Below are 26,582 nucleotides of genomic sequence, written 5' to 3'. Positions count from 1 at the left end.
AATTAATTTTTTTGATTTGAGCAAAATTCCAACAAAAATATCAATAATTATTCTATTAGCAGTACTTTATACTGCATGTAGCACAGTGAAAAAAGTTCCTACTAATAAATATTTATTAGTTAAGAATACTTTAGAAGTTGACGGCGCCAAATTCAAAACCAATGAAGATGGAATTATTGAGCAAATAAACCAGCAACCTAACACCTCTATATTAGGTTTTAATTTTAGATTGCATTTATATAATTTAGCAAAAGAACATACAGACTCTTTGTTCAAAAAAAATATATTGGATAACCCAAAAAAATACAAAAGACTATCTAAATGGCTATCCGAAAAACAAGTTCATAGACTTGGTAAATCTTTTGTTTATTCAGGTATTCATAATTTTCTTAAAAAAACAGGAGAGCCACCAGTACTTATCGATTCTCTTAAAACAATCAGAAATGCAAAAAACATAGAGGCCTGGTATCAAAACCAAGGTTATTTACGTGCTAAATCTTCTTATAAAATAAAATATTTACCAAACAAAAAAGCCCGCATTGAATATTTCGTAAAAAAGGGCAAACCTTATATTTTAGACACAATTCATACAGATATAGCAAACAAATCAATTGATTCCTTATATAAAAAAGTAGCTATAAAATCATCTATTAAACAAGGCAAACAATATAAAGAAAGTAATTTTAGTAATGAAATAAATAGACTAACTCAATACTTTAAAAACAACGGAATATACGATTTCCAACAACAAGACATTGAATTTGAAATTGATACAGCAAATTACAAAACACCTGTAACAATAAAAATAACAGATCGTAAAATAAAAAAAGGCGATTCAATAATAACAAAACCTTATGAGATAAGAAAAATAGGCAAAATAAATATTAATATAGTCAATAAGCCTAAAAAAGGTTTCTTTATAAAAGAGGTAAAAGATAGTATTAACTACAAAAATTATCATTTTTATAGTAATGAAAAAATAAGACATAGAGCAAAAGCAATAACAAACGCTATTTTTACACAAAAAGATAGTGTTTTTAGTGATCTTAACAGAACACAAACATTACGTTCTTTAAGCAATTTAAGAGTATTTAACTTTCCTAATATTACTTTTACAGAAAATCCTAAAGACAAAACGCTTACAACTGAAATTACACTTATTCCAAAAGAACGTTTTAGTTTTAGAGTTAGTGGCGATTTTACTCATTCTAATATTCAGGATTTTGGTATTACAGGAAACACTTCTGTCCTTATAAACAATATATTTAGAGGCGCTGAAATTTTAGAAATAGGAATTAAAGGAAATTTAGGATCTTCTAAAGACTTTGCTAATCCAAAAAAATTATTTTTCAACATTCAAGAATATGGAGCTGATTTAAAGTTATCATTCCCTAGAATATTTTTCCCTCTTAATACAAAAAACATTATCCCTAAATATATGTTCCCTAGCACACTTATAAGTGCAGGATTCTCTAAGCAACTAAACATAGGCTTAGACAAGGAAAGCATTACAGGTGCTATCAATTATAGTTGGACTCCCTCTTCTAAAACCAATTTTAAATTAGATTTAACCAATTTACAGTATATAAAAAACATCAATATAAATAATTACTTTAATGTTTACACATCGAGTTACGATCAACTCAACCAACTAGCTAAAATATACAACCTCTATCCTGAACTATTAGATGATCAAAATAACTTATCAATAGAAAAAGATGGTGCCGATCTATTTATAAGAAATGCTTTAGAAGGAGTTTATCCAAAATTAAATAATAATGAACAAGATTTCCGAACTATTCAAAGTATTTCCGAAAGGAAAAAAAGATTAACTGAAAACAATTTAATTTTATCCAGTAACATCAGTTATAACAAAACGTCTCAAACAGATATTTCAGACAAAGATTTTTATAGTATTCGAACTAAATTAGAATCAACAGGTAACATTATGTCTCTTATAGCGGACATAACTAAAAGACCTCGAAATACTAATGGAAATCGTAACATACTAGGTCTTGAATATTCGCAATACATAAAGGGAGAGCTAGAATACATCAAACATTGGGACTTAAAAAATGAAATATCAATAGCATTTAGAGCTTTTGGAGGACTGGCTATCCCCTACGGAAATTCAAATTCTATTCCTTTTACACGAAGTTATTTTGCAGGAGGTGCTAATGACAACAGAGCCTGGCAATCCTATAGTTTAGGTCCTGGAAATTCAAATACTATAAATGATTTTAACGAAGCTAATATGAAACTTTCCTTTAATGGCGAAATCAGATTCAACATTTTAGGTCAACATCACGGCGCTTTATTTGCCGATTGTGGCAATATTTGGAATGCTAATATTGGAAAAGCATACGAAATAGATGAAAAGAAAGTTTTTAATCATTTCAGCTCATTAGAAGGTTTAGCCTTAGGAACAGGAATTGGTTACCGTTATGACTTTAACTTTTTTGTATTAAGACTAGATTGGGGATTCAAAACATATTCGCCAACCTTAGATAAAGGAAGTCGCTGGTTTACTGATTTTAATGTAAATAAATCTCAATTTAATATAGGCATTAATTATCCTTTCTAAATAAATTTGTAATTTTGTCCATCTTTTAAAAAAACAAACAAATGACACACAATATAAAATCAGGTGTAGCAACTGGAGATCAAGTTCAAGAAATTTTCAATTACGCAAAACAAAAAGGATTTGCATTACCCGCAGTAAATGTAGTAGGATCAAGCACTATTAATGGTGCCATTGAAACGGCAGCAAAACTAAAGGCACCTGTAATTATTCAATTTTCTAACGGCGGAGCTGCTTATAATGCAGGAAAAGGCCTTTCTAATGAAGGTCAAAAAGCCGCTATTTTAGGAGCTGTAGCTGGAGCCAAACATATCCACACTTTAGCAGAAGCTTATGGAGCAACCGTTATACTACATACAGATCATTGCGCTAAAAACTTGTTACCTTGGATTGACGGCTTATTAGATGCTTCTGAAAAACATTTTGCCGAAACGGGGAAACCCTTGTTTTCTTCCCACATGATCGACTTATCAGAAGAACCATTAGCCGAAAACATCGAAATTTGCAAAGAATACTTGTCTAGAATGAGCAAAATGGGAATGACTCTTGAAATAGAATTAGGCATTACAGGAGGTGAAGAAGATGGCGTAGACAATTCACATGTAGACAGCTCAAAACTTTATACACAACCAGAAGAGGTAGCCTATGCCTATGAAGAACTGATGAAAATATCGCCTCGCTTTACAATTGCTGCTGCCTTTGGAAACGTACATGGTGTATACAAACCCGGAAATGTAAAATTAACGCCAAAAATTCTTAAAAACTCACAAGAATACGTTCAAAATAAATTTAATACAGAACACAATCCAGTTGATTTTGTTTTTCACGGCGGATCAGGTTCTACTCTTGAAGAAATAAGAGAAGCTATTTCTTATGGCGTAATCAAAATGAATATTGATACTGACTTACAATTTGCATTTACTGAAGGAGTACGTGATTACATGAACTCTAAAATTGACTATTTAAGAACTCAAATTGGTAATCCAGAAGGAGCTGATGCTCCTAATAAAAAACATTACGACCCTCGTAAATGGGTTCGCGAAGGCGAAATAACTTTTAATAAAAGATTAGAGCAGGCTTTTGCCGATTTAAATAACGTAAATACTCTTTAATTATGAGTTATAATTTATAAACAAAGTAAAAGTTAAACTCATAAATTATAACTTTAAATTCATAACTAACTAATTATGGCTTGGTTTAAACGAAAAGAAAAAGGAATTACTACTCCTACTGAGGCAAAAATGGATGTGCCTAAAGGTTTATGGTACAAATCCCCTACAGGAAAGATTGTAGACGCTGATGAGTTAGCTAGAAACTTATGGGTAAGCCCTGAAGACGATTTTCATGTACGCATAGGAAGTGCTGAATATTTTCAAATATTATTTGATGACAATCAATTTACAGAGTTAGATGCTAACATGACTGCAAAAGACCCTTTAAATTTCGTAGATTCAAAGAAATATTCGGATCGTTTAGTTGATACTATTAAAAAAACCCAACTCAAAGACGCAGTACGTACAGGCGTAGGAAAATCAAAAGGAAAAGACTTAGTAGTTTGTTGTATGGACTTTGCTTTTATTGGAGGATCTATGGGAGCTGTTGTTGGTGAAAAAATTGCACGTGGTATTGATTATTCAATCAAAAATAAAGTTCCTTTTGTTATGATTTCAAAATCAGGAGGAGCACGTATGATGGAAGCAGCTTATTCACTTATGCAATTAGCCAAAACATCTGCTAAATTAGCTCAATTAGCAGATGCTAAAATACCTTATATTTCATTGTGTACGGATCCTACAACTGGAGGAACTACTGCATCTTATGCCATGTTAGGAGATATTAATATAGCTGAACCTGGGGCTCTAATAGGCTTTGCGGGGCCTCGAGTAGTACGAGACACTACAGGCAAAGATCTACCTGAAGGATTTCAAACAGCTGAATTTGTTCTTGATCATGGATTCTTAGACTTTATTTCACACAGAAAAGATCTTAAAAACAAAATCAATCTTTACATTGATTTAATTATGAACCAAGAAGTAAGATAAATAATACTATTCAATACTCAAACTACCCCAAAAAAGTTAAATACTCTTTTGGGGTAGTTTTATAATTTAAAAGCCAACATGATCACAAATGAACCTATTTTGGATTAAAAGTATTACGAATAAAAGAACTTCCTTTTCATCTTCATCTCAAAAAGTTCACAACACATTTACATCTTCTACATACCGCTCCTAATGGCTTCTACGGGATCTAATTTTGAAGCAGAAATCGCAGGCAATATCCCCGCAACTAAACCAATAATGACCGCTAAAATTGTACCACAAATAATATTTGAAAAACTTAAAACAAAATCAAAATCTAATATTTGAGTCAAACCTAAAGCAACTAAACCAACTAATACTATTCCTATTATACCACCAATTAAACACAAAACAATAGCTTCAAATAAAAATTGTAACAAAATAAAACGATTTTTAGCACCTAATGACTTCTGTATACCTATTAAATTTGTTCGCTCTTTTACAGATACAAACATAATATTGGCAATACCAAAACCTCCAACTAATAAAGAAAAACCTGCTATAATCCAACCTATCAAATTCATCTGAGAAATTAGCCCATCCAACATATCTGTAGCGCCTTTTAAAAAATTCAAAAAGAAATTATTTGGCTCCCCATAACTTAAACCTCTATAATTTCGCATCTTTTGAACAACTTCATCTTTTACTTCAGTTTCGCTTAAACCTTCAACTGGCTTTATAATAATAACAGGCATAAACTTAGCATTATTATCACCATAAAGAGTACGAACTTTATTTAAATTAACATATACGCTACCATCTGGATTCTCACCAAAATTAATCATGCGATTCCCTACTTTTTTTAAGACACCAAAAACCTTAAAACGCTGGCCATATAATCTAATTTCTTTTCCAACAGCTGACATACCCTCAAAAAGCGTTTGAGCAATTTCAGCTCCAATAACCACTCCATTAACTCCTGAGTTAGATTCTTGTTCATTAAAAAAACGCCCTTCTAAAAAATCTAATTTATTAATCTCTATATATTCATAAGTACAAGGAAGCACTCCAACATTACTCATAGATCGTCCTTCAAATTTTAAACTTTCTCGATTTGTAAAATACTGATAACAAATGGATTCAATTTTAGTCGTATTATCTTTTAAAAAACGATATTCATCATAGGTTACTTTGGGAAATTGTTCTATCTTCCAATCAGGAACATCTGTTGGCGAAAAAGAGTACTTAAACAAATACACAGCACTATTATCCAAACTACTTACATCCCTTTTGATTTTTCGATCTAATGAGTCTACTGCAGACAAAATAGCTATGATAGAAAAAATCCCAATAGTAACTCCTAACAAAGAGAGCAGCGTTCGCAACTTATTATTACGTAACGCATTCATAGCAAAGCCAAAGCTTTCTTGAAACAATCGCAGGTATATAACCATAACTTTTTCTTTAATTGGTACCAACTTATTCCCTTTTGTTACAATTCTAAAATCTTATTTTGAATAGCTCTTAAAAAAAACTACTTTTGCCCTTTAATAACAACAACACAATGAATACTACTAAAACCATTCAATCGGCATTGATTTCAGTGTTCGACAAAACAGGACTTGAACCTATTGTAAAAAAACTTCACGAACAAAAAGTTACAATTTATTCTACAGGAGGAACAGAAGAATTTATTTTAAATTTAGGAATTCCTGTTATACCTGTGGAAGAAGTTACAGACTACCCTTCTATCTTAGGAGGTCGTGTTAAAACTTTACATCCAAAAGTTTTTGGAGGAATCTTAAATCGCCAAGACAATGAAAATGATGTAACACAAATGCAAGAATATGCAATACCGCAAATTGACTTGGTAATAGTAGACCTATATCCTTTTGAAAAAACGGTTGCTTCAGGAGCAAGTGAAGCCGATATAATTGAAAAAATAGATATTGGCGGTATTTCTCTAATAAGAGCAGGCGCAAAAAACTTTCAAGACACGGTTATCATCCCTTCTGTTAACGAATATACCTTGTTATTAGATCTTATTACAAGTCAAAACGGAAAAACCACTTTAGAACAACGCAAACTTTTTGCTAGTAAAGCCTTTAATATCTCATCACATTATGATTCAGCGATTTTTAATTACTTCAACAAAAATATTGAAGAACCTATTTTAAAAATTAGCGAAACCAAAGGAGAAATTCTTCGTTACGGAGAAAACCCTCACCAAAAAGGCTTTTTCTTTGGCGACTTAAACAAAATGTTTAACAAGTTACATGGGAAAGAATTGTCATATAACAATTTATTGGATGTTGATGCTGCAGTAAATCTAATGAGTGAATTTAAAAATGAAGCTCCTACATTCGCTATCCTAAAACACAATAATGCTTGCGGCATAGCTACTCGTACAACCATGAAAGAAGCTTATTTGGATGCTTTAGCGGGCGACCCTACTTCTGCTTTTGGAGGTGTGCTAATAGCTAACCACACCATTGATTTAACAACGGCAAACGAAATCAACAAACTATTCTGTGAAGTCATTATAGCCCCCGCTTATGATAATGAAGCAATAGAAATACTAAAAGAAAAGAAAAACAGGATTATATTAGTCCAAAATTCAGTTGATTTACCAAAAACTACTATAAGAACTTGCTTAAATGGCACTTTAGTTCAAGAAAAAGATCTAATAACAGATTCTAAAGAAATTTTAAAAACAGCCACCTCTTTATCACCTACAGAACAAGAAACAGAAGATTTACTATTTGCCTCAAAAATCTGCAAACATACCAAATCAAATACGATTGTTTTAGTTAAAAACAGACAATTATACGCTTCAGGTACAGGACAAACTTCTCGTGTAGATGCTTTACGTCAAGCAATAGAAAAAGCAAAATCATTTAACTTTGACTTACAAGGTGCCGTGATGGCAAGTGATGCGTTTTTCCCTTTTCCTGATTGTGTTGAAATTGCCCATAAAGCAGGTATTACATCTGTAATTCAACCAGGAGGCTCTATAAAAGATGAATTAAGCATAAACTACTGCAACGAAAACCAAATAGCTATGGTTTTCACAGGAGTCAGACACTTTAAACATTAAAATAAAACACTTTTACGACCCCTTGTTCAATTGATTTAACAAGGGGTTTTTTATTCAATCATTAATTTTAACTTTTCACTAACAATATATATAAACATAAATACTCGTTATTTTCTCAATATAACTTATTTTTGCATCGCCCTAAAATACCTCAAAATACTATTTACAATAGAAGTTGTCTAAAACTATTTCTAATGTAACCGTTTTACCTACCCAGTAATCAAAAAAAATTCTTTATATCTTATAGTTATAAAAACAAATCATAAGAATTAAAACAGGAAACGGCACAAAAAACAAAATATTACATAACATTTATCTAAATAAATTCAAAAGGATTTATCAAAATAAAAATACCATGATAAAAAAAACCTTATTTAGCTTTTTATTATTCACAACTTATAGCAACATAATTGCACAAAACACCTTCCCTACTTCTGGCAATGTTGGTATTGGTACATTAACCCCTTCTCAAAAATTTGAGGTCAATGGAAATATTATTTTTGATAATCAATCATCTGTGTATACACATATAAAAATTGGCCATAATGCTAATGACAATATCATTACTGACAATACAAAAGAGAAACACTATGGTGGAGGTTATTTTTTTAGAGTACATAACGAAGCAACAATACCACACAAATACATAGACGCTTTATTAATAGGCGAAAATGGTAATGTAGGAATTGGCGGCAAATCATCAAATAATAAACTTGAAGTTCACGGAAACACATCTATAGGAGGAGCTGATTTAAAATTAGGAATGGGTGACGGTCAAGATCAAGGTAAAATATTAAACCAAAGAGCTTTAGTACATGGAAGTAATGATGAATTATGGGTTAATTACATGAGTGATTTTGAAGGAGGCACAAGAATAGGTCAAAACGCAATAATACGAAACAATGGAGACACTGCCTTACAAGGCAAACTTGAAGCAAAGGAAATAAAGGTAACAACTACTCCTACGGCAGATTTTGTATTTGAAGAAAATTACAATCTTCCAAAATTAGAAGACGTTGAAAAACACATTCAAACAAAAAAACATTTACCCGAAATAGCCTCTGCAAAACAAATGAAAGAAGAAGGAGTAAACATTGGAGAATTTCAAATAAAACTTCTTCAAAAAATTGAAGAGCTAACACTTTATTCTATTGAACAAAACAAAAAAATTGAAGAACAAAACAAAAAAATAACAAACTTAGAAAAATTAATAACTATCAAAAACAAATAGTTTTCATTTTTTTCTTACGCCTCATATAAAATCCTACAATAAAAATATTCACTTTTAAATATTAAAACAGATCCATATGATATTAATTGACAAAGAATTTCCTAGCATTTCGGTAAAAACAATTCAAAAAAACAAGGGCGTTGCAGAAGTAAATTTATTTGAACTAGCAAAAAAAGAAAATAAAAAAATATTATTGTTTTTTTATCCAAAAGACTTCACATACGTATGTCCGACTGAATTATTTGCTTTTCAAGAAATATCAAAAGAACTTGAAGAAAGAAATGTTCTATTATTTGGCGCATCATGCGACACTGTCGAAACACATGATGCTTGGTTACAAACAGATGCTGCTGATGGGGGAATCAAAGGAATTACTTACCCTTTAATTTCTGACTCTAACAGAAATCTCTCTAATATATTAGGGATATTAGACGGAAAAAAAAGCACTGAAAACGACCATGAAATCATAATTAATGACAATATTAGCTACAGAGCCACTTATCTAATTAACGAAAATGGTATTGTATTTCACCAAAGCTTAAACAATATGTCTTTAGGTAGAAATGTACTAGAATTTATGAGATTAATAGAAGGTTATACAAACATACAAGAAACAGGAGAAGTTTGCCCTGCTAACTGGGAAAAGGGAAAAGAAACTTTCAAAAATGATAGAATTAGTACAGCAAAATACTTATCAAGACTATTAAGCAAACAATTTTCGAACTAAACACAAAAATTGCGTTAAATTTTTTTTAACGCAATTTTTATTTTCATATTAACCAAAATATTTTCATACTTTTGCAACTTAGTATATTACTATAAAAACTAAGTAACCCTTTAAAGGAAATATGGGATTTTTTGATTTTATGACTGAGGACATTGCAATTGACCTTGGTACCGCAAATACGTTAATAATACACAACGATAAAGTTGTTATCGATAGCCCTTCCATAGTAGCACGTGATCGCATATCTGGCAAAATCATTGCCGTAGGCAAGGAAGCGAATATGATGCAAGGTAAAACTCACGAAAATATAAAAACAATCCGTCCATTAAAAGATGGTGTAATTGCTGATTTTGATGCTTCTGAACAAATGATCAAAATGCTTATCAGAAGTATTCCTGCGTTACAAAAAAAATTATTCACTCCTGCTCTACGCATGGTTATTTGTATTCCTTCAGGTATAACAGAAGTAGAAATGCGCGCAGTAAAAGAATCCGCAGAACGTGTAAATGGTAAAGAAGTGTATCTAATACATGAACCAATGGCAGCTGCCATTGGTATTGGATTAGACATCATGCAACCAAAAGGAAACATGATTGTAGATATAGGAGGTGGTACAACTGAAATTGCTGTAATAGCTCTAGGAGGTATTGTTTGTGATAAATCCGTTAAAATTGCTGGTGATGTATTTACAAATGACATTATCTATTATATGCGTACACAGCATAACTTATTCGTTGGAGAAACTACAGCTGAGAAAATAAAAATTGAAATAGGAGCTGCTATAGAAAACTTGGATTCACCTCCTGATGACATGTCCGTTCAAGGACGCGATCTATTAACAGGAAAACCTAAGCAGGTAGAGGTTTCATATCGTGAAATAGCAAAAGCTTTAGACAAATCTATACAGCGTATTGAAGATGCTATTATGGAAACCTTATCGCAAACACCTCCTGAATTAGCAGCGGACATATACAATACAGGTATTTACTTAGCAGGAGGAGGCTCTATGCTAAGAGGTTTAGATAAACGTATTTCTCAAAAGACAGATTTACCTGTTTTTATTGCAGAAGATCCTTTAAGAGCTGTTGTTAGAGGAACAGGGATGACCCTTAAAAACTTAAATAGATTCCGTAGCATTTTAATAAAATAAGATTTTAAAATCTTATTTTATTAAAATCACGACCTAGTATAACAACCTTTACTATTTTTTACGATGCAGCAAATTCTAAATTTCATTATAAAAAACAGCACACGATTGCTGTTTTTGCTGCTTTTAGCAATTTCGTTAACTCTTACCATTCAATCTCACTCTTACCACAGAAGTCAAATAGTTAATTCCGCCAATGTAGTTACAGGAAGTGTATACGAAAAAGTAAATGAAATAGAAACCTACTTCAGCTTACAAAATCAAAATAACAAATTGGCAAAAGAAAATGCTTACCTAAGAGAACTACTCTTCAATAAAAAAGATAGTATTTTCCCTCTACCAAAAGACTCTGTTAAAGGATACGACAAATTAGAAGTAATACAATCTAAAGTCGTTAACAATTCATACAATAAAACAGAAAACTATTTAACCATTAATTCTGGGTCAATAAAAGGTATAAAACCTGACATGGGAGTAATTAGCAATGAAGGCATAGTAGGCGTTATTGAAAAAACTTCGCCTAATTATTCAACAGTAATCAGCGTACTAAACCTAAAGTCTAAAATAAATGCTAAAGTTAAAAGAACGAATCACTTTGGCTCTTTAATTTGGAAAGCAAAAAACGCTGGTTATGCTCAACTCGTTGAAATACCTCGCCTGGCAAGTGTAAAAAAAGGAGATACTATCGTAACAGGAGGACGTTCAACCATATTCCCAGAAAATATCCCCGTAGGCATTATTGATCGTATTTACATGGACACAGAAACTAATTATTACACCTTAGATATTCGTTTATTTACAGACATGACCAATCTAAATCATGTGTATATAATTAAAAACAAAGATGCTGCTGAAATTAACAAACTGGAAACTGAAACAGTAAAAAAAGATGAATAGTACTCTTATATCAAATATCGTTCGTTTTATACTGCTAGTTGCGGTTCAGGTAATTATTTTTAACAAAATAAATTTGTTTGGTTTTATAAACCCATTTCCTTATATCTTATTCATCCTTTTATACCCTGTTAACACCAATCAAGCAGGACTATTAATAAGCAGCTTTTTTTTAGGACTTTCTGTAGATTATTTTGAGAACTCAGGAGGTATTCATGCTACAGCTTGTTTGATATTAGCTTATTTGAGACCTAGTTTTTTCAAATTCGCATTTGGATTAAGTTATGAATACCAAACAATACGAATAAATGATCGCTTATCACCTGAACGATTTACTTTTATTCTGATCTCAATAATAACGCATCACATAGTTCTTTTTACACTTGAATTTTTTAAATTCGTATTTATGCTAGACGCCCTTATTCGAACACTTTTTGCTTCGCTATTTACACTAATAGTAAGCATCATATTTATTTATTTATTTAAGCCTAGTAAACGTTAAAAAATGAGAAAGCTCCTTTTACCTGGTATGATTATAGTTTCTGCTATTCTAATCATAGCAAGGCTTTTTTATTTACAAGTAATAGATGATGAGTTAAAACTAAAATCAGAAAACATCTCTATCAAGATTAAATATGATTACCCCGAAAGAGGATATATATATGACCGTAATGCTAATTTATTAGTAGCTAACCAACCTTCATACGACATTATGATTGTACCCAGAGAGGTTAAAAAACTAGATACTACTGAATTTTGCAAATTATTAAATATAACCAAACAAGACTTTTTAAAACGTCTAGAAAAAGCAGTAGTTTACTCCCCTCTTCTCCCTTCCGTTTTTATGGGACAATTGAATAAAATGGAATATGCTGCTTTTCAAGAAAAAGAACGCAAATTTGATGGCTTTTATATCCAAAAACGCTCTTTACGAGATTATCAATTTCATCATGGAGCTAATATTTTTGGATTCATTACACAAGCTAACGAAGCTACCATTTCTAAAAATCCTTATTATAAAAGCGGTGACTTATTAGGCAAACAGGGAGTGGAAGAAATGTACGAAGAAATCCTCAGAGGTCAAAAAGGAGTAAAACATATTCAACGTGATCGTTTTAATCGTGAAATTGGTCTTTATAAGGAAGGAAAATATGATACAATTGCTATTCAAGGTAAAGACATTACTTTAACCATTGATTCAAAACTACAGGAGTACGGTGAATTATTAATGAAAAACAAAAGAGGAGGCATTATTGCAATTGAACCTAAAACAGGAGAAATTTTGTGCTTAGTTACAGCTCCTACTTATGACCCTAGTATATTAGTAGGTCGCCAACGTTCTAAAAACTATACTAAACTATATAATGATTCATTAGCAAAACCTTTATACGACAGAAGTTTACTCGCCGAATACCCTCCGGGATCTCCTTTTAAAATATTAACAGCTCTAGTTGGTCTTCAATCTGGCGCAATAAATACAGAAACAACTGTAGGTTGTCATCACGGTTTTAGTTATGGTCGTAGATTTATGCGTTGTCATTGTGGAGGTGGTTTCAGAAAATTACACATGGGTATAGCTAAATCTTGTAATGCCTATTTCGGAACAGCTTATTTAAAAACACTAGGTATGTTTCCGAATGCTTCTAAAGGAGTTGACTATTGGAGTGATCATATAAAAAGTTTCGGATTAGGTCAATTTATGGGATATGATTTACCTACAGGAAGAAAAGGCAATATTCCCACTTCTAAAACATACGAACGTTACTATCCCAATGGCAGCTTAAAATCAACCATGATTGTTTCTAACTCTATTGGACAAGGAGAGATACTCATGACCCCTATCCAACTAGCTAACATGATGGCAACCATTGCTAATAAAGGCTATTATTATACCCCTCATATTATAAAAAAAATTAAAGGGCAATCAATTGACCCTAAATTTAGAACAAAACACGTCACCACTATAAACAAAAAACATTTCCCTCCAGTAATAGAAGGACTAGCGGAGGTGTTTAAAACAGGAACAGCCTATTTTTTAGGCGTAGAAGGTATTGAAATATGTGGTAAAACAGGAACCGCAGAAAATTTCACACGAATAAATGGGAAAAAAGTACAGTTAGAAGACCACTCTATTTTTGTTGCTTTTGCCCCTAAAAACAACCCTAAAATTGCCATAGCTGTTTTTGTTGAAAACGGAGGTTTTGGAGCTACTATTGCAGGCCCGATTACTTCTCTTATGATTGAGAAATATCTAAAAGGAAAGGTTACAAATAAATTTAGAGAAGAAAACATTATAAATAGAAGTCTTCAACATCAATATAATAAATTTACCAGAAAATATATTGACTCAATGTACCGAATTAGGTTGCGCAAAGACTCTTTAAACAGGGTTAGAGCCAAACAAAAATTAGATTCATTAGAAAAAAATACGAACTCAGCTATAAAAACAAATTAATGAGAAATCAAAGTGTTGGAAAAAACATTGACTGGATTACAGTATTAATTTATGTCCTATTAGTATTAATTGGATGGGCTAACATCTATTCAGCTGATGTAACTCCTGATTCCAATTACATTTTTGACATTAAACAAAATTATGGTAAACAATTAATTTTTATCTCTTTTACCATTTTAGTAATCATAGTAGTACTTTCTATTGAAGCGAAATTTTATGAGCGGTTTTCGAGTGTACTCTACGGGATTTCATTACTATCCCTAATTGGGTTATTTATTGCTGGTAAAACAATTGCTGGACAAAGATGTTGGTATGCTATTGGTTCTTTTACACTACAACCTTCCGAATTTGCTAAATCCACAACTGCTTTAGCATTAGCAAAATTTTTAAGTGATAGTCAAATCAATTTGAAGAACTTCAACCATCAGTTATTAGGACTTGCTATCCTTTTTATCCCTATAGGCCTTATCATGCTACAACCAGATGCAGGTAGTGCTCTTATATTTATCACCATGATTTTTGTACTTAACAGAGAAGGCTTACCTTCTTGGTATCTATGGACTGGTGTTGGAGCAGTTGTACTTTTTATCATGTCTTTATTACTAAAACCACAATATGTAGTCCTTATTTCACTAATAGGTGTCACCTTACACTTCTACAAATCAAAGCCCGTAAAAAGAAATATAGTGGCCAGTTCAATCGTCTTTTTATTAATGACAAGTTTTAGTATTTCTGTCAACTATGTATTTGAAAATGTATTTCAACAACATCATCGAGATCGTTTTAACATACTTCTGGGAAAAGAAGTTGATTTAGCCGGAATAGGTTACAACACCAATCAATCCGAAATAGCCATTGGATCAGGTGGCTTATTAGGGAAAGGCTGGTTAGAAGGCACTCAAACCAAAGGTAATTTTGTACCTGAACAACATACGGACTATATCTTTACAACTGTTGGAGAAGAATGGGGTTTTCTAGGCTCCACTCTCGTAGTCTTGTTATTTGCAGGATTATTATTACGTATATTATATTTAGCAGAAAACCAACGCACAAAATTTAGCCGAATTTACGGATATGGTGTCGCATCTGTTTTATTTACTCATTATTTTGTAAATATTGCCATGGTAATTGGAATTTTCCCTACAATTGGTGTTCCTCTTCCCTTTCTTTCGTATGGAGGATCTAGCCTATGGGCTTTTACTATTTTACTGTTCATTTTCCTAAAAATGGATGCTAATAAAGTAAACGAGTGGTAGTTTTCTTTAAAAACACCACTCGTTATAATTTTGATTACTTTCTAGTTTATCCTCTATAGCGTCGGAGAGTTTAGAGAAGAAATCAATCCCTGTTAATTCTTCTATTTCATCTATTGAAACAACAAATTCATAAAGCGGGCGATCTGAATCTTGATGAGGTATTAAAAAAGCAATCGCTTGATACCTATCATTCCTTTTATTCAATAATACTTTATAAAAAAAATCTGGAACGGTTACATTTTCTCTCCCAATATGTTTCAATTTACCAGACAAAACACCTCCTGTAACAACATATAATCCATCATATTTTTTAGCCCAATAGCGTGCTTTTTGTTCTAATCGATTCCAAATTCCTCCATTAAAATTACTTTTTTGGGGTGCTATATTAGAAGTATAAAACGTTTCCTCAAAAGCTTCCTTTGAAAATTTTCGATCTCCCGCAGGGCATAAATGTCCCCTTTCATATCCTGAACTAATATAATTTTTCCAATTAGCAGATTCCTCTTCAACCATTGGGTCATTTACAAAATGAGGTCGTTTATATTTTATATACACAATATCCTTGCGATTTAGCCAATACGCTACCCATTCAGCCTGTTCATCTTTTTCACTATATGAGAGAGTATAGTATTTATGATGTATTATCTGACCTGTTTTAGATAGAGGTAATAAAAAATTAAAATCAATTTTTGAATATATAGGGTTATTTTCTTTAATCTCTTTTTTGTTTTTACAACTTGAAACAATTAATTCTAGGAATATAAAAAGAATAAAAATAGGCATCTTCATATTTTTTAAAATAATATTTGTAAATTTAGTAACCCCAAACAAAAAGTACGATCTAATTTTTAAAAAATCATTATGAACTTAAAATTTATTTATTCATTAGTTTTCATCCTTAGCTATATAGGAATAGAAGCACAAGAAAACAAATTATCTGAAATAGAAAAACAATTAATAATTAAAAAACAGGATTCTATTGCTAAAATTAAAATCAGTCAAAAAGAAGCCGAAAAAGAAGCCAAAAGAGTAGCAAAAGAAAAAGAAAAAGCTTTAAAAGAAGAAAAAGCTTTAAAAGAAGCAGAAGCAGATCGGGTTAAAGAGGAAAGACGTCGAATAGAACAATTAGAAAAGGATAAGAAAAAAATGGAAAAACAGCTTCAAAAAGCTGAAAAAGAGCGTAAAATGATAGAAGATGCAAAAAAAGACCTAGCAAAAGCACGCGATAAACAAGAAGATATTTACCAAAACATTGAAAAAGAACAAAAGAAGTTTGACAAGCTCAACCAAAAAGGGAAATTAGCTCCTGTAGATATAGAAAAATGGAATAAAAAAATAGAAAAAATGCGCGAAAAAGCAGCTAATCAAGATAAAAAAGTAAAAAAAGCTGAACGTGAATTAGAAAAACTATAAAATCATATCCTTATAAGATAGTATTACAGTATACCCTTTATCTCGAAAATACGATAAAGGGTTTTCTTTTGAAACAACCAATACAAAATCACCTCCCCAAGCACCTAAACTTTTAACTACTCCTTTAAAATCTGCAAAAAGATTTTCCTGAACAGTTTGCGTATCCAAAATCTTACTCATTTCTTTTTCATGTAATTGTAATGATTTAGAAAATTCTTCCATTCTATTGGTCTTTAGTACTTGTTGAGTTAACTTATTAATAAAAGGAATTACCTCTTGTATATTTTCTTGTTTTTTATAATAATTTGCTATTGCAGCGCGACTGTTTTGCTTTTTATTTAAATAAACAAAATAAAGTTGATTAGCAAAATGAGGATCAAAATTTACCTGAATAATCTGAGGCTCTTCATTTATCAGTTGATACACAATAGGTGTATTGTATTGGGCACAAGCTACATCATAACCGCTACCTCCGAAACTATTTTTAAGCAAAGTAAAAGCATCAATATCCAACCATTGTGCAATATTATTTATTAGTGTTGACGAAGTTCCTAAACCCCAATCTTTTGGAAAGCTTAATACTGTTTTTACTTTATAACCTAATTTTCCCTTTAAAAATTCTTTATTTAATAAGTATCCTTCATGGAGGATTTCAATTAATGTTGATTTTATTTTATTTTCTTCGAACTTTTTTTTATTTACAACATCATCAAAACTAAAAGTAGCTTCAAACCAAACACTCCCATCACGATCATAACTAACCCATTCAAAAGTGTTTGATGGTCCTTCTTCAACAATTAAATTCTGACCAAACTTGGTCGGTAACGCTAAAGCCTGAGCACCATCTAGAACCACATATTCACCCGTAATCAGTAATTTCCCGTTACTATAAAAAGTTTGTTTCATTGTTACCCTTACTTTGTAAAATTTTATTTTTACTTTCTAATTTCAACTAAATAATCTACTACTGCACTGTGCGAAACCGTATTTTTTTCAAAGTACTTTATTACTTTTTTACGTTCTTCCTCATTTGCATTAAACTGATTCAAGATATTCATCAAGTGCATTTTCATGTGTCCTTGTTGAATCCCTGTAGTGGTTAAACTACGTAATGCAGCGAAATTTTGAGCTAAACCAGCAACTGCCACTATTTGCATTAATTCTTTAGCAGATGGTTTTTCTAACATTTCTAGAGCTATTTTTACTAAGGGGTGCAGAGTAGTTAATCCTCCTACTGTACCCAATGCTAAAGGAATTTCCATCCAGAAAGTAAAAATTCCGTTTTCTATTTTGGCATGAGACAAACTAGAATACTTTCCTTCTTTTGAAGCATAAGCATGAACTCCTGCTTCTACTGCTCTAAAATCATTTCCTGTAGCAATTACTACAGCATCTATTCCGTTCATAATCCCTTTATTATGTGTAACAGCACGATACGGTTCTATTTCAGCTATACGAACTGCTTGTACAAATTTTTCTGCAAATTCTTGTGGGTTTTCAATGTTTTTTTCAGCTAATTCTTCTACTTTACAAGAAACTTCTGCTCGAACTAAACAATTAGGAACGTAATTAGACAAAATACTCATCACAATTGCAATGTCTTTTTCCTCTTCTGAAAATATCTGAAATGTTTGTGCCTCAATTTTTAATGTTTTAGCAAATTGTTCTAAACATGAATTAATAAAATTCGCTCCCATTGAATCTTTTGTTTCAAAAGTAGCATGCAACTGAAAATAATTTTCTAAATCAGACGTCTTATCACGAAGTTGGATATCTAAAATTCCTCCTCCTCTTTTTTGCATATTTTTGGTAAGGCTTTCTGTTTCTGTAAAAAATTTTGATTTGATAGTCTTAAAAAAAGTCTCTAATTTTTGTTTGTCTCCTTTATAAATAAAATGAACCTGTCCAATCTTTTCTGTATCTATAATAGTCGTTTTGAACCCACCACGATCTGACCAAAATTTAGCTGATTTACTAGCAGCGGCTACTACACTACTTTCTTCTACTGCAAAAGGAATCGTATAACTTTTTCCATTAATAATAAAATTAGGTGCTACCCCTAAAGGTAAATAAAAATTGGTAATGGTATTTTCAATAAACTCATCATGTAACTTTTGCAAACTTGTATCATTATTCCAATACTGTTTTATAATATTCTTTGCTTCTTCTACATTTGAAAAATGGGTTTTAACTATCCAATTGATTTTTTCTTCCTTTGATAATTTTGAAAATCCGCTAACTGCTTTAATCATTTTATTTTTTACTATTTTTATTTTAATCCTATCAAGAAGTTATTTATTCTAACAACCTTTCATTGATATTCTTTTGATGCTTAATTAAATATTTTCAACAAACAGTACTTTAAATCACTTGTAAAAGATCATTTTCTAAAACTCTAAATCGTTATTTATAAAATTTTAATTCTCCTATTCTTCAATATTCTGAAATTTAGTTTTATTATTTTCTTTTTTAACTGTTTATAAAATAAGCCATTGCAAACTCATCATATTACTCTAAACAAAAAAGACTAAGTTTTATATTTTTTTAAACCTTATTCCGTATTATTCTATGATACTAAATTCATTTTTTAATGACTCCTTTCGATTAACAAAAGTAAACATTTTACACAATAAAGCGACAGTTAATCGGAGTCCTTATGTAGTACAAATTAGTTTTTAACAAAAAAATACGTTATTATTTAGTTTTTTTTTACTAAAATTGGGCAATTTTTTACATCAACTAAAAAATGAAAAACAAAATTACATCCGTCTTATTCCTGTTTTTAGTATCATTTTCAACGATAGCTCAAAAACAAATATCTTTAGAAGAAATTTGGTCTGGAGCTTTTAGAGCTCAAAGTATGACTGCTTTAGAAGCCATGAAAAACACGAATCAATATACTGTTTTAGATTCTGATCGTACTTCTAAATCCTCACAAATTAACTTGTATGACTTTGCTACTTTGAGTAAAATAGCCACGTTAATTGACAGTAAAGATTTCAAACAATTAGAAGGAATTGACTCTTATACTTTTAGTAAAGACGAAAAAAAACTACTAATTGCAAATAATAGTGAGCAGATCTTCCGTCATTCTTTTGTTGCTGATTTTTTTATTTATGATACCTCTACAAAATCATTAACTAAATTGGCAGATTATAAAGTACAAGAGCCTACCTTTTCTCCTGATGGCTCAAAAATAGCCTATGCCTATCAGAATAACTTATATGTTTATGATATAGCTTCAAAAAAGCATATACAAATTACAACTGATGGCAAAAAAAATAGCATTATTAATGGTGTAACAGATTGGGTATATGAAGAAGAATTTTCATTTGTAAAGGCGTATGACTGGAATTTAGGTTCTGATAAAATCGGTTTTATTCGTTTTGACGAAACAGATGTTCCTCAGTTTTCGATGGACTTATACAATGACGGTTTGTATCCGCTACAATCTGTCTTTAAATATCCTAAAGCAGGTGAAAAGAATGCAGTAGCATCTTTGCATATTTATGATTTAAAAACAGGGAATACTCAAAAAATAAAATTAGATCATTATACGGATTTTTACATTGCTCGCATAAAATGGACTAATGAAGCGAACACATTAAGTGTCCAAATTTTAAATCGTCATCAAAATAATTTAGATTTATTATTTGTTGATGGAAATTCTGGATTAGCTAAAGTTATCCTTAATGAAAAAGATAAGGCATATATAGATGTAACGGATAATTTAACTTTCTTAAAAGATAATAGTTTTATTTGGACCTCCGAAAAAGATGGATATAATCATATTTATCATTACGACAAAAGGGGGGATTTAAAAAAACAGATAACAAAAGGAGCATGGGAAGTAACGAATTATTATGGTTATGACGAAAAAAATGAAATAATTTACTACCAATCAGTTGAAAATGGCTCAATCAATCGCGATGTATACGCAATAAAAATTGATGGAAATGCAAAAAAACGTTTAACAAGCCAAACAGGAACAAATACGGCCACTTTTAGCCCAAACTTTCAATACTTTATTAATTCTTATTCAAGTGCTAAAAATGCACCTAAATACACTCTTAATGATTCCAAAACAGGAAAAGAAATTAAAATAATCGCTTCTAACGAAAAACTAGAAGAAAAACTAATCAACTATAGTTTGCCTTCAAAAGATTTTTTTGAACTAACAACAGAAAAAGGAAACAAACTAAATGCTTGGATGATTAAACCCAAAGATTTTGATACTGCAAAAAAATACCCTGTATTCATGTTTCAATATTCTGGACCAGGCTCACAACAAGTAGCTAACAGATGGAATAATAATGACGATTACTGGTTTAAAATGTTAACACAACAAGGTTACATTGTCGTTTGTGTAGATGGACGAGGCACTGGTTTTAAAGGAGCTGAATTTAAGAAATGTACTTACAAAGAGTTAGGAAAATATGAAGTAATAGACCAAATAGATGCCGCAAAAGTAATCGGTAATTATTCTTACGTAGATAAAACGAGAATTGGTATCTTTGGCTGGTCATTTGGAGGTTTTATGGCATCTAATTGTATTTTTCAAGGAGCTGATATCTTTAAAACAGCTATAGCAGTTGCACCTGTAACTTCTTGGAGGTTTTATGATAGTATTTATACAGAACGCTATATGCAAACACCTCAAGAGAATGCAGAAGGTTATGACAGTAATTCACCTATTACTCATGTAAACAAATTAAAAGGAAACTTTTTATTAATTCATGGAACGGCTGACGATAATGTACATGTACAAAACACTATGAAAATGATAGAAGCTTTAGTACAAGCTAACAAACAATTTGACTGGGCTATTTATCCTGATAAAAATCATGGTATTTACGGTGGAAAAACACGCTTGCAGTTGTATACTAAAATGACAAACTTTATTAAAGAAAAATTATAGAGTAAATAAATTATACTTGTCAGCTTTTAAAAGATTAGCAAAGATAAAACAATAACCAAAACCAAAATTAAATAAATTTAAAATGAGCGAAACAGCAAAACAAGGACATCCTAAAGGACTGTATTTCTTGTTCTTTACAGAAATGTGGGAACGATTCAGTTACTACGGAATGAGAGCAATTTTCATTCTATTTATGACAAAAATCTTATTAATGAAAGATGCAGAAGCATCTGAAATTTACGGAAGTTATACTGGTCTTGTCTATTTAACGCCTCTTTTAGGGGGATATCTTTGTGATAAGTTCCTAGGAAATAGAAGAAGTATCATGATTGGTGGGTTATTAATGGCTATTGGTCAATTTTTCATGTTTTTAAGTGCCACAACAGGTGCTAACGGAGGAGTTGCATTAATGTGGTTAGGTCTTACTGCCATTATTATTGGAAATGGTTTCTTCAAACCAAATATTTCAACAATGGTAGGTCAATTATACCCTACCAATGACCGTCGTATTGACAGTGCTTTTACTATATTTTATATGGGAATTAACTTAGGTGCATTTTTCTCCCCATTAGTATGTGGTTCTATGGATTTCAAATGGGGATTCTTAGCAGCTTGTATAGGAATGTTTATGAGTTTAATCTTCTTTGCTCTATTTCAAAAGAAATTTTTAGTTTCTGAAGAAGGCAAAGAAATAGGTCTACCTGTTAAACAACTAGATTTAAAAAACATATTATACATAATAGGATCTATTGGTATCGTATTTTTTATGCTTAACTTCAAGCAATTATTTAGCACGGACACAGACGTTATTGGATATTTCATTTATGGTTCAATGGTGGTAATGCCGCTAATCATTTTAACAGACAAAAGCTTAACTAGTATCGAGAGAAATCGAATTTTAGTAATCTTTATTTTAGCTTTCTTCGTAATCTTTTTTTGGGGAGCTTTTGAACAGGCTGGCGCATCTTTAACTTTATTTGCTGACAGACAAACTAACCGTAACTTATTTGGATGGGAAATGCCTGCTTCTTATTTTCAATCTGTAAATCCTTTAGCTGTAATTTTATTAGCTCCCATTATGTCAATAGTATGGGGCTTTTTATACAAACGCAATGCAGAACCTTCCTCTCCTAAAAAAATGGCATTAGGACTTGCGCTAGTGGCTTTAGGTTACGGTGTAATTGCTATAGCAGTTAAGGGGCTTGGAATGGATGAAAAAGTATCTATGTGGTGGTTAATTGGTTTATACATTATTCATTCAATTGGCGAATTATGCCTTTCTCCTATTGGTTTATCTATGGTATCTAAATTGGCTCCTTTACGATTATCTTCTTTATTAATGGGAACTTGGTTTTTAGCAAATGCTGCTGCAAATAAGTTTGCAGGTACTCTATCTTCATTAATACCACCATCACCTGAAGCAGGATCAACTGCACCTTTAGTATATCCTTCATTCTTAGGATTTCAAATTACTAATTTATATGAGTTCTTTATGTTATTCATCATTATGACAGGCGTAGCAGCAGGTATTTTATTTATTTTAAGTTCTTGGTTACAAAAAATGATGCAAGAAGACCACAAAGAAGAGATTGACTTATCAGTAGAAAATAGATAATTCATTAAATATTTTATATCTTTCAAGCCTGTAACAAAAATGTTACAGGCTTTTTAAATACTAATTCACATGAAAAATAAACACCCTAAAGGATTATTATTTTTGTTTTTTACTGAAATGTGGGAACGTTTTGGTTATTATCTTATCATTGGAATTTTTGTCTTATACATGATTGATCCTACTACTACAGGAGGATTGGCTTTTAGTGACAAACAAGCAGATGACATATTTGGTAGTTTTATAGCATTAACCTACTTAACCCCTTTTTTGGGAGGTTATATGGCTGATCGCTATTTAGGTTATTTCAAATCCGTTTATCTAGGAGGTTCTCTGATGGGGCTAGGATATATAGGACTAGGTTTTCACAACCTAACTGTTTTTTATATTTCAATGGCTTTAATTGTTATTGGAAATGGTTTCTTTAAACCAAGTATTTCTACCCTTGTTGGGAACTTATATACAGATGAAAAATATGCTGCAAATAAAGATGCAGGATATAATATTTTCTATATGGGTATAAATATAGGAGCATTCTTATGTAATATTATAGCTGCTTTCATGCGCAATCAATACGGATGGAGTGCTGCTTTTATAACAGCTGGTATAGGCATGTTTTTAGGTTTGATTATTTTTACTTTAGGAAGAAAACATTTAGAAGATGCTAATATTACGAAACCTGTTCAAGAAGGTGACATATCATTAGCCAGTATTTTAGGAAAAGTGTTTCTACCAGCTATTATATGTGGAGCTATAGGTTGGATGATTCCTGGCAATATTTTTAAATCAGATTCTACGGATGCCTTTATCTTTGCCTGCATTCCCGTTATTATCTTCTATGTTCGTTTATATCTAAAAGCTAATTCCGAAGACAAACGTCCTTTAGGTGCTCTACTAGCCATTTTTGCTGTTGGTATGTTATTTTGGGCCGTATTTAAACAAAATGGAACGGCTTTAACCCGTTGGGCAAATTATTATACAGATAGACAAGTTACAGGTTCTACAGAAAATTTTCTATCTTCTATTTATCTAGTAGATCAAAAAGATTTTACCACAAAAGAAGTTCAAAAATACGATCATCAATTTCAAGCAGAGAAAAATGAAAATGGAGAACCTATTAAAACACAAGGTAAAGATGTCTATTTTCAAAATGAAACGCCAGAAAAATTGGCTAACCTAACAACTAATCCAACACAAAAAGTTTCTCTTATTAATACGGAATTATTTCAATCCGTAAATCCGGGATGGATCATTCTTCTTACTCCAGTAGTAGTGGGCTTTTTTATTATGTTACGTCGTAAAAACAGAGAACCAAGCACTCCTTCTAAAATTGTATTGGGCTTATTTATATCAGGTCTTTCCTGTTTAGTTATGGTAGCTGCTGTATATGCTGGAAATAATGGTTCTATTAAAGTATCTCCTTTATGGTTAGTGGCTACTTATGGTGTTATCACAATTGGCGAGCTTTGTTTATCTCCTATGGGATTATCTATTGTTTCTAAATTAGCTCCACCAAGACTTACAGCCTTAATGATGGGAGGTTTCTTCTTATCTATTTCAATTGGAAACAAACTTTCTGGTGTATTAGCTAGTATGTGGTACGATTACGAGAATAAAGCCAATTTTTTTATTGTAAACATGTTATTATTATTATTTGCAACCGCATTAGGTTTATCTATCCTAAAAAGATTGAACAGCGTTATGAAAGAAAAAGGAATGAATTAATTTTAATCTTATCATTATGTCAACAACAACAATAGAAGAAATTCAAAATTTTAAAGGTAAATACCCTAAACAGTTATGGTATTTGTTCACCGTAGAAATGTGGGAACGTTTTTGTTTTTACGGCATGCGAGGAGTACTTACTTTTTTTATGGTCGATCAGTTATTACTTCAAGATCATGCTGCCAATTTACAATATGGTGCTATTCAAGCTTTTGTGTACGCTTTTACCTTTATTGGAGGAATTTTTGCAGATAAAATTCTAGGTTTTAAAAAATCTCTTTTCTTTGGAGGTATCGTCATGATTTTAGGCAATTTACTTATTGCTTTCGCTCCACAGCAAATGTTTTATTATGGTATTGCTTTTTCTATTATAGGAACAGGTTTTTTTAAGCCCAATATTTCTTCTATGGTAGGCGCGTTATATGATGAAAAAGACCCTAGAAGAGATGCAGGGTATGGTATGTTTTATGCAGGAATAAATATTGGCGGTCTTTTAGGTGGTGCATTATGTATTTATTTAGGTAAATATCATTCATGGACTTTATGCTTTTTAGCCGCTGCTATTGTTATGATTGTTGGTTTGATTACTTTTTTATTCACAAAAAAACATTTAGGTCCTATTGGCGATTCTCCTCTAACAACATTACCAAAAGATAAAAGAAGAATAAGAGAAATAGCTGTATATGTAGGCTCATTATTAAGCATCCCTTTTATTCATGGTATGGTAATTAATACTGACTATACAGATTATTTTATGTATACCATTGGAATTGTAGCTATTACGTATTTTGTATATGAATTAATAAAACTTAGGGATTCGAGTTCTCAAAAAAAATTGATTGCGGCTTTTTCCTTTATATTTTTCTATTTCCTTTTTAACGCAATCTATGAACAAAGTGGAGGTTCTTTATCTTTATTTGCTAAAGATAATTTAAACAATAATTTACTTGGTTTTACAATAGATCCCAATGTGGTAAACAATAGTTCTAATACTTTTTTTGTTATTGTTTTAAGTCCGCTTATCGGATTGTTGTGGTTAGGATTAGCAAAAAGAAAACGAGAACCCAATACACTAATTAAGTTTGGCATTGGTTTTTTATTTCTTTCAGCTTCATTTTATCTTTTCTATTCAACAAAATTTTTTGCCCACTCTAATGGTCTTACCTCACTAAATGTATTTACTTTTGCGTACTTTATTACCACTATAGGAGAACTCTGTTTGGGACCAATAGGTATGTCTATTATTACAAAATTATCACCCAAAAGATTATTTGGTATGATGATGGGATTATGGTTTTTAGCTAGTGCATTTGGACAATTAGCTGCTGGAAAGTTAGGTGCTGAAATTTCGCAATCTAATACTGGAACTACGCTACTTTCAAAACTCCAATCTTATACTGATGGATATTATACATTAGCCTTATACGCTTTAATAGCAGGTTTAATTTTAATCGTAATTTCACCATTAATTAAAAAATTAATGCAAGAAGTGAGATAATTTCACA

Annotated in this window: 20 protein-coding genes; 16 read left to right on the top strand and 4 right to left on the bottom strand. The window is 31.3% G+C overall.

The annotated features are described in order from the left end of the window. Window positions 1–16 precede the first annotated feature (16 nt). The 3 genes from NAB20_RS06185 (at window position 17) to accD (ending at window position 4,623) form a co-directional block, all read left to right on the top strand. Window positions 17–2,584 carry an outer membrane protein assembly factor gene (locus tag NAB20_RS06185; RefSeq protein WP_375605698.1) on the top strand — a complete coding sequence of 856 codons (2,568 nt, stop codon included), beginning with the start codon at window positions 17–19 and terminating at the stop codon, window positions 2,582–2,584. 41 nt (window positions 2,585–2,625) lie between these two features. Beyond that, the gene (gene fbaA, locus NAB20_RS06180) at window positions 2,626–3,693 is read left to right on the top strand and encodes a class II fructose-bisphosphate aldolase (protein WP_375605697.1); all 1,068 of its coding nucleotides are present in this window, start codon (window positions 2,626–2,628) and stop codon (window positions 3,691–3,693) included. 75 nt (window positions 3,694–3,768) lie between these two features. Beyond that, a complete protein-coding gene (gene accD / locus NAB20_RS06175; protein ID WP_105195688.1) occupies window positions 3,769–4,623 on the top strand; it encodes an acetyl-CoA carboxylase, carboxyltransferase subunit beta in 855 nt (284 codons plus the stop codon). A 176-nt stretch (window positions 4,624–4,799) separates the two neighbouring features. On the opposite strand, the gene NAB20_RS06170 is transcribed toward accD, so the two are convergent. Continuing rightward, window positions 4,800–6,056, bottom strand: a complete 1,257-nt coding sequence (locus NAB20_RS06170) for an ABC transporter permease (protein ID WP_165764868.1) — start codon at window positions 6,054–6,056, stop codon at window positions 4,800–4,802. 110 nt (window positions 6,057–6,166) lie between these two features. Between NAB20_RS06170 and purH the strand changes: the two genes are divergently transcribed. The 8 genes from purH to rodA all read left to right on the top strand — a co-directional run bounded on the left by purH (window position 6,167) and on the right by rodA (window position 15,409). Further along, window positions 6,167–7,699 (top strand): bifunctional phosphoribosylaminoimidazolecarboxamide formyltransferase/IMP cyclohydrolase, encoded by a 1,533-nt coding sequence (gene purH / locus NAB20_RS06165; protein WP_105195689.1) that lies wholly within the window; start codon window positions 6,167–6,169, stop codon window positions 7,697–7,699. Between the two features lie 355 nt (window positions 7,700–8,054). Further along, window positions 8,055–8,930, top strand: coding sequence for a hypothetical protein (locus NAB20_RS06160; RefSeq protein WP_235819745.1), 876 nt, complete (start codon window positions 8,055–8,057; stop codon window positions 8,928–8,930). Between the two features lie 76 nt (window positions 8,931–9,006). Next, window positions 9,007–9,657, top strand: a complete 651-nt coding sequence (locus NAB20_RS06155; protein ID WP_105195690.1) for a peroxiredoxin — start codon at window positions 9,007–9,009, stop codon at window positions 9,655–9,657. Window positions 9,658–9,778: 121 nt separating this feature from the next. Continuing rightward, window positions 9,779–10,807 carry a rod shape-determining protein gene (locus tag NAB20_RS06150; RefSeq protein ID WP_014164948.1) on the top strand — a complete coding sequence of 343 codons (1,029 nt, stop codon included), beginning with the start codon at window positions 9,779–9,781 and terminating at the stop codon, window positions 10,805–10,807. A gap of 63 nt (window positions 10,808–10,870) precedes the next feature. Continuing rightward, a complete protein-coding gene (mreC, locus tag NAB20_RS06145; RefSeq protein WP_105195691.1) occupies window positions 10,871–11,701 on the top strand; it encodes a rod shape-determining protein MreC in 831 nt (276 codons plus the stop codon). Beyond that, entirely contained in the window at window positions 11,694–12,200 is a 507-nt protein-coding gene (locus NAB20_RS06140; RefSeq protein WP_088392271.1) for a rod shape-determining protein MreD, read from the top strand. Before mreC ends, NAB20_RS06140 begins: the two co-directional genes overlap by 8 nt. A gap of 3 nt (window positions 12,201–12,203) precedes the next feature. Continuing rightward, entirely contained in the window at window positions 12,204–14,153 is a 1,950-nt protein-coding gene (gene mrdA / locus NAB20_RS06135; RefSeq protein ID WP_105195693.1) for a penicillin-binding protein 2, read from the top strand. Next, window positions 14,153–15,409 carry a rod shape-determining protein RodA gene (gene rodA / locus NAB20_RS06130; RefSeq protein ID WP_105195694.1) on the top strand — a complete coding sequence of 419 codons (1,257 nt, stop codon included), beginning with the start codon at window positions 14,153–14,155 and terminating at the stop codon, window positions 15,407–15,409. Before mrdA ends, rodA begins: the two co-directional genes overlap by 1 nt. A 6-nt stretch (window positions 15,410–15,415) precedes the next feature. On the opposite strand, the gene NAB20_RS06125 is transcribed toward rodA, so the two are convergent. After that, the gene (locus NAB20_RS06125; protein WP_181142846.1) at window positions 15,416–16,192 is read right to left on the bottom strand and encodes a DNA/RNA non-specific endonuclease; all 777 of its coding nucleotides are present in this window, start codon (window positions 16,190–16,192) and stop codon (window positions 15,416–15,418) included. A gap of 78 nt (window positions 16,193–16,270) precedes the next feature. Here NAB20_RS06125 and NAB20_RS06120 point away from each other — a divergent pair, with 78 nt between their 5' ends. Continuing rightward, the gene (locus NAB20_RS06120; protein ID WP_105195695.1) at window positions 16,271–16,822 is read left to right on the top strand and encodes a hypothetical protein; all 552 of its coding nucleotides are present in this window, start codon (window positions 16,271–16,273) and stop codon (window positions 16,820–16,822) included. Here NAB20_RS06120 and NAB20_RS06115 read toward each other — a convergent pair. Both NAB20_RS06115 and NAB20_RS06110 read right to left on the bottom strand, forming a co-directional pair. After that, the gene (locus tag NAB20_RS06115; RefSeq protein WP_375605696.1) at window positions 16,817–17,728 is read right to left on the bottom strand and encodes a GYDIA family GHMP kinase; all 912 of its coding nucleotides are present in this window, start codon (window positions 17,726–17,728) and stop codon (window positions 16,817–16,819) included. The two genes, NAB20_RS06120 and NAB20_RS06115, sit on opposite strands and share 6 nt — an antisense overlap. A 29-nt stretch (window positions 17,729–17,757) precedes the next feature. Next, window positions 17,758–19,074 carry a hydroxymethylglutaryl-CoA reductase, degradative gene (locus tag NAB20_RS06110; RefSeq protein ID WP_088392305.1) on the bottom strand — a complete coding sequence of 439 codons (1,317 nt, stop codon included), beginning with the start codon at window positions 19,072–19,074 and terminating at the stop codon, window positions 17,758–17,760. Between the two features lie 494 nt (window positions 19,075–19,568). On the opposite strand from NAB20_RS06110, the gene NAB20_RS06105 reads away from it, so the two are divergent. The 4 genes from NAB20_RS06105 (at window position 19,569) to NAB20_RS06090 (ending at window position 26,575) form a co-directional block, all read left to right on the top strand. After that, window positions 19,569–21,740 carry a S9 family peptidase gene (locus NAB20_RS06105; protein ID WP_375605695.1) on the top strand — a complete coding sequence of 724 codons (2,172 nt, stop codon included), beginning with the start codon at window positions 19,569–19,571 and terminating at the stop codon, window positions 21,738–21,740. 82 nt (window positions 21,741–21,822) lie between these two features. Continuing rightward, window positions 21,823–23,355: a peptide MFS transporter gene (locus NAB20_RS06100; RefSeq protein ID WP_105195698.1), complete on the top strand. Its 1,533-nt coding sequence runs from the start codon at window positions 21,823–21,825 to the stop codon at window positions 23,353–23,355. Between the two features lie 69 nt (window positions 23,356–23,424). Further along, complete coding sequence (locus tag NAB20_RS06095) at window positions 23,425–25,077, top strand: peptide MFS transporter (protein WP_105195699.1); 1,653 nt, start codon at window positions 23,425–23,427, stop codon at window positions 25,075–25,077. Between the two features lie 16 nt (window positions 25,078–25,093). Next, complete coding sequence (locus NAB20_RS06090; protein WP_375605694.1) at window positions 25,094–26,575, top strand: peptide MFS transporter; 1,482 nt, start codon at window positions 25,094–25,096, stop codon at window positions 26,573–26,575. Window positions 26,576–26,582: the final 7 nt, after the last annotated feature.

The sequence above is a fragment of the Flavobacterium davisii genome, from assembly GCF_042182265.1.
Taxonomy (GTDB): Bacteria; Bacteroidota; Bacteroidia; order Flavobacteriales; family Flavobacteriaceae; genus Flavobacterium; species Flavobacterium davisii.
The sequence above is the reverse complement of the archived record's forward strand: the minus strand, read 5'-3'. Positions and strand labels throughout refer to the sequence as shown.

Coding starts and splice junctions, on each gene's coding strand:
- fbaA (WP_375605697.1), top strand. CDS start 2,626: ATGACACACAATATAAAATCAGGTGTAGCAACTGGAGATCAAGTTCAA.
- accD (WP_105195688.1), top strand. CDS start 3,769: ATGGCTTGGTTTAAACGAAAAGAAAAAGGAATTACTACTCCTACTGAG.
- NAB20_RS06170 (WP_165764868.1), bottom strand. CDS start 6,056: ATGGTTATATACCTGCGATTGTTTCAAGAAAGCTTTGGCTTTGCTATG.
- purH (WP_105195689.1), top strand. CDS start 6,167: ATGAATACTACTAAAACCATTCAATCGGCATTGATTTCAGTGTTCGAC.
- NAB20_RS06160 (WP_235819745.1), top strand. CDS start 8,055: ATGATAAAAAAAACCTTATTTAGCTTTTTATTATTCACAACTTATAGC.
- NAB20_RS06155 (WP_105195690.1), top strand. CDS start 9,007: ATGATATTAATTGACAAAGAATTTCCTAGCATTTCGGTAAAAACAATT.
- NAB20_RS06150 (WP_014164948.1), top strand. CDS start 9,779: ATGGGATTTTTTGATTTTATGACTGAGGACATTGCAATTGACCTTGGT.
- mreC (WP_105195691.1), top strand. CDS start 10,871: ATGCAGCAAATTCTAAATTTCATTATAAAAAACAGCACACGATTGCTG.
- NAB20_RS06140 (WP_088392271.1), top strand. CDS start 11,694: ATGAATAGTACTCTTATATCAAATATCGTTCGTTTTATACTGCTAGTT.
- mrdA (WP_105195693.1), top strand. CDS start 12,204: ATGAGAAAGCTCCTTTTACCTGGTATGATTATAGTTTCTGCTATTCTA.
- rodA (WP_105195694.1), top strand. CDS start 14,153: ATGAGAAATCAAAGTGTTGGAAAAAACATTGACTGGATTACAGTATTA.
- NAB20_RS06125 (WP_181142846.1), bottom strand. CDS start 16,192: ATGCCTATTTTTATTCTTTTTATATTCCTAGAATTAATTGTTTCAAGT.
- NAB20_RS06120 (WP_105195695.1), top strand. CDS start 16,271: ATGAACTTAAAATTTATTTATTCATTAGTTTTCATCCTTAGCTATATA.
- NAB20_RS06115 (WP_375605696.1), bottom strand. CDS start 17,728: ATGAAACAAACTTTTTATAGTAACGGGAAATTACTGATTACGGGTGAA.
- NAB20_RS06110 (WP_088392305.1), bottom strand. CDS start 19,074: ATGATTAAAGCAGTTAGCGGATTTTCAAAATTATCAAAGGAAGAAAAA.
- NAB20_RS06105 (WP_375605695.1), top strand. CDS start 19,569: ATGAAAAACAAAATTACATCCGTCTTATTCCTGTTTTTAGTATCATTT.
- NAB20_RS06100 (WP_105195698.1), top strand. CDS start 21,823: ATGAGCGAAACAGCAAAACAAGGACATCCTAAAGGACTGTATTTCTTG.
- NAB20_RS06095 (WP_105195699.1), top strand. CDS start 23,425: ATGAAAAATAAACACCCTAAAGGATTATTATTTTTGTTTTTTACTGAA.
- NAB20_RS06090 (WP_375605694.1), top strand. CDS start 25,094: ATGTCAACAACAACAATAGAAGAAATTCAAAATTTTAAAGGTAAATAC.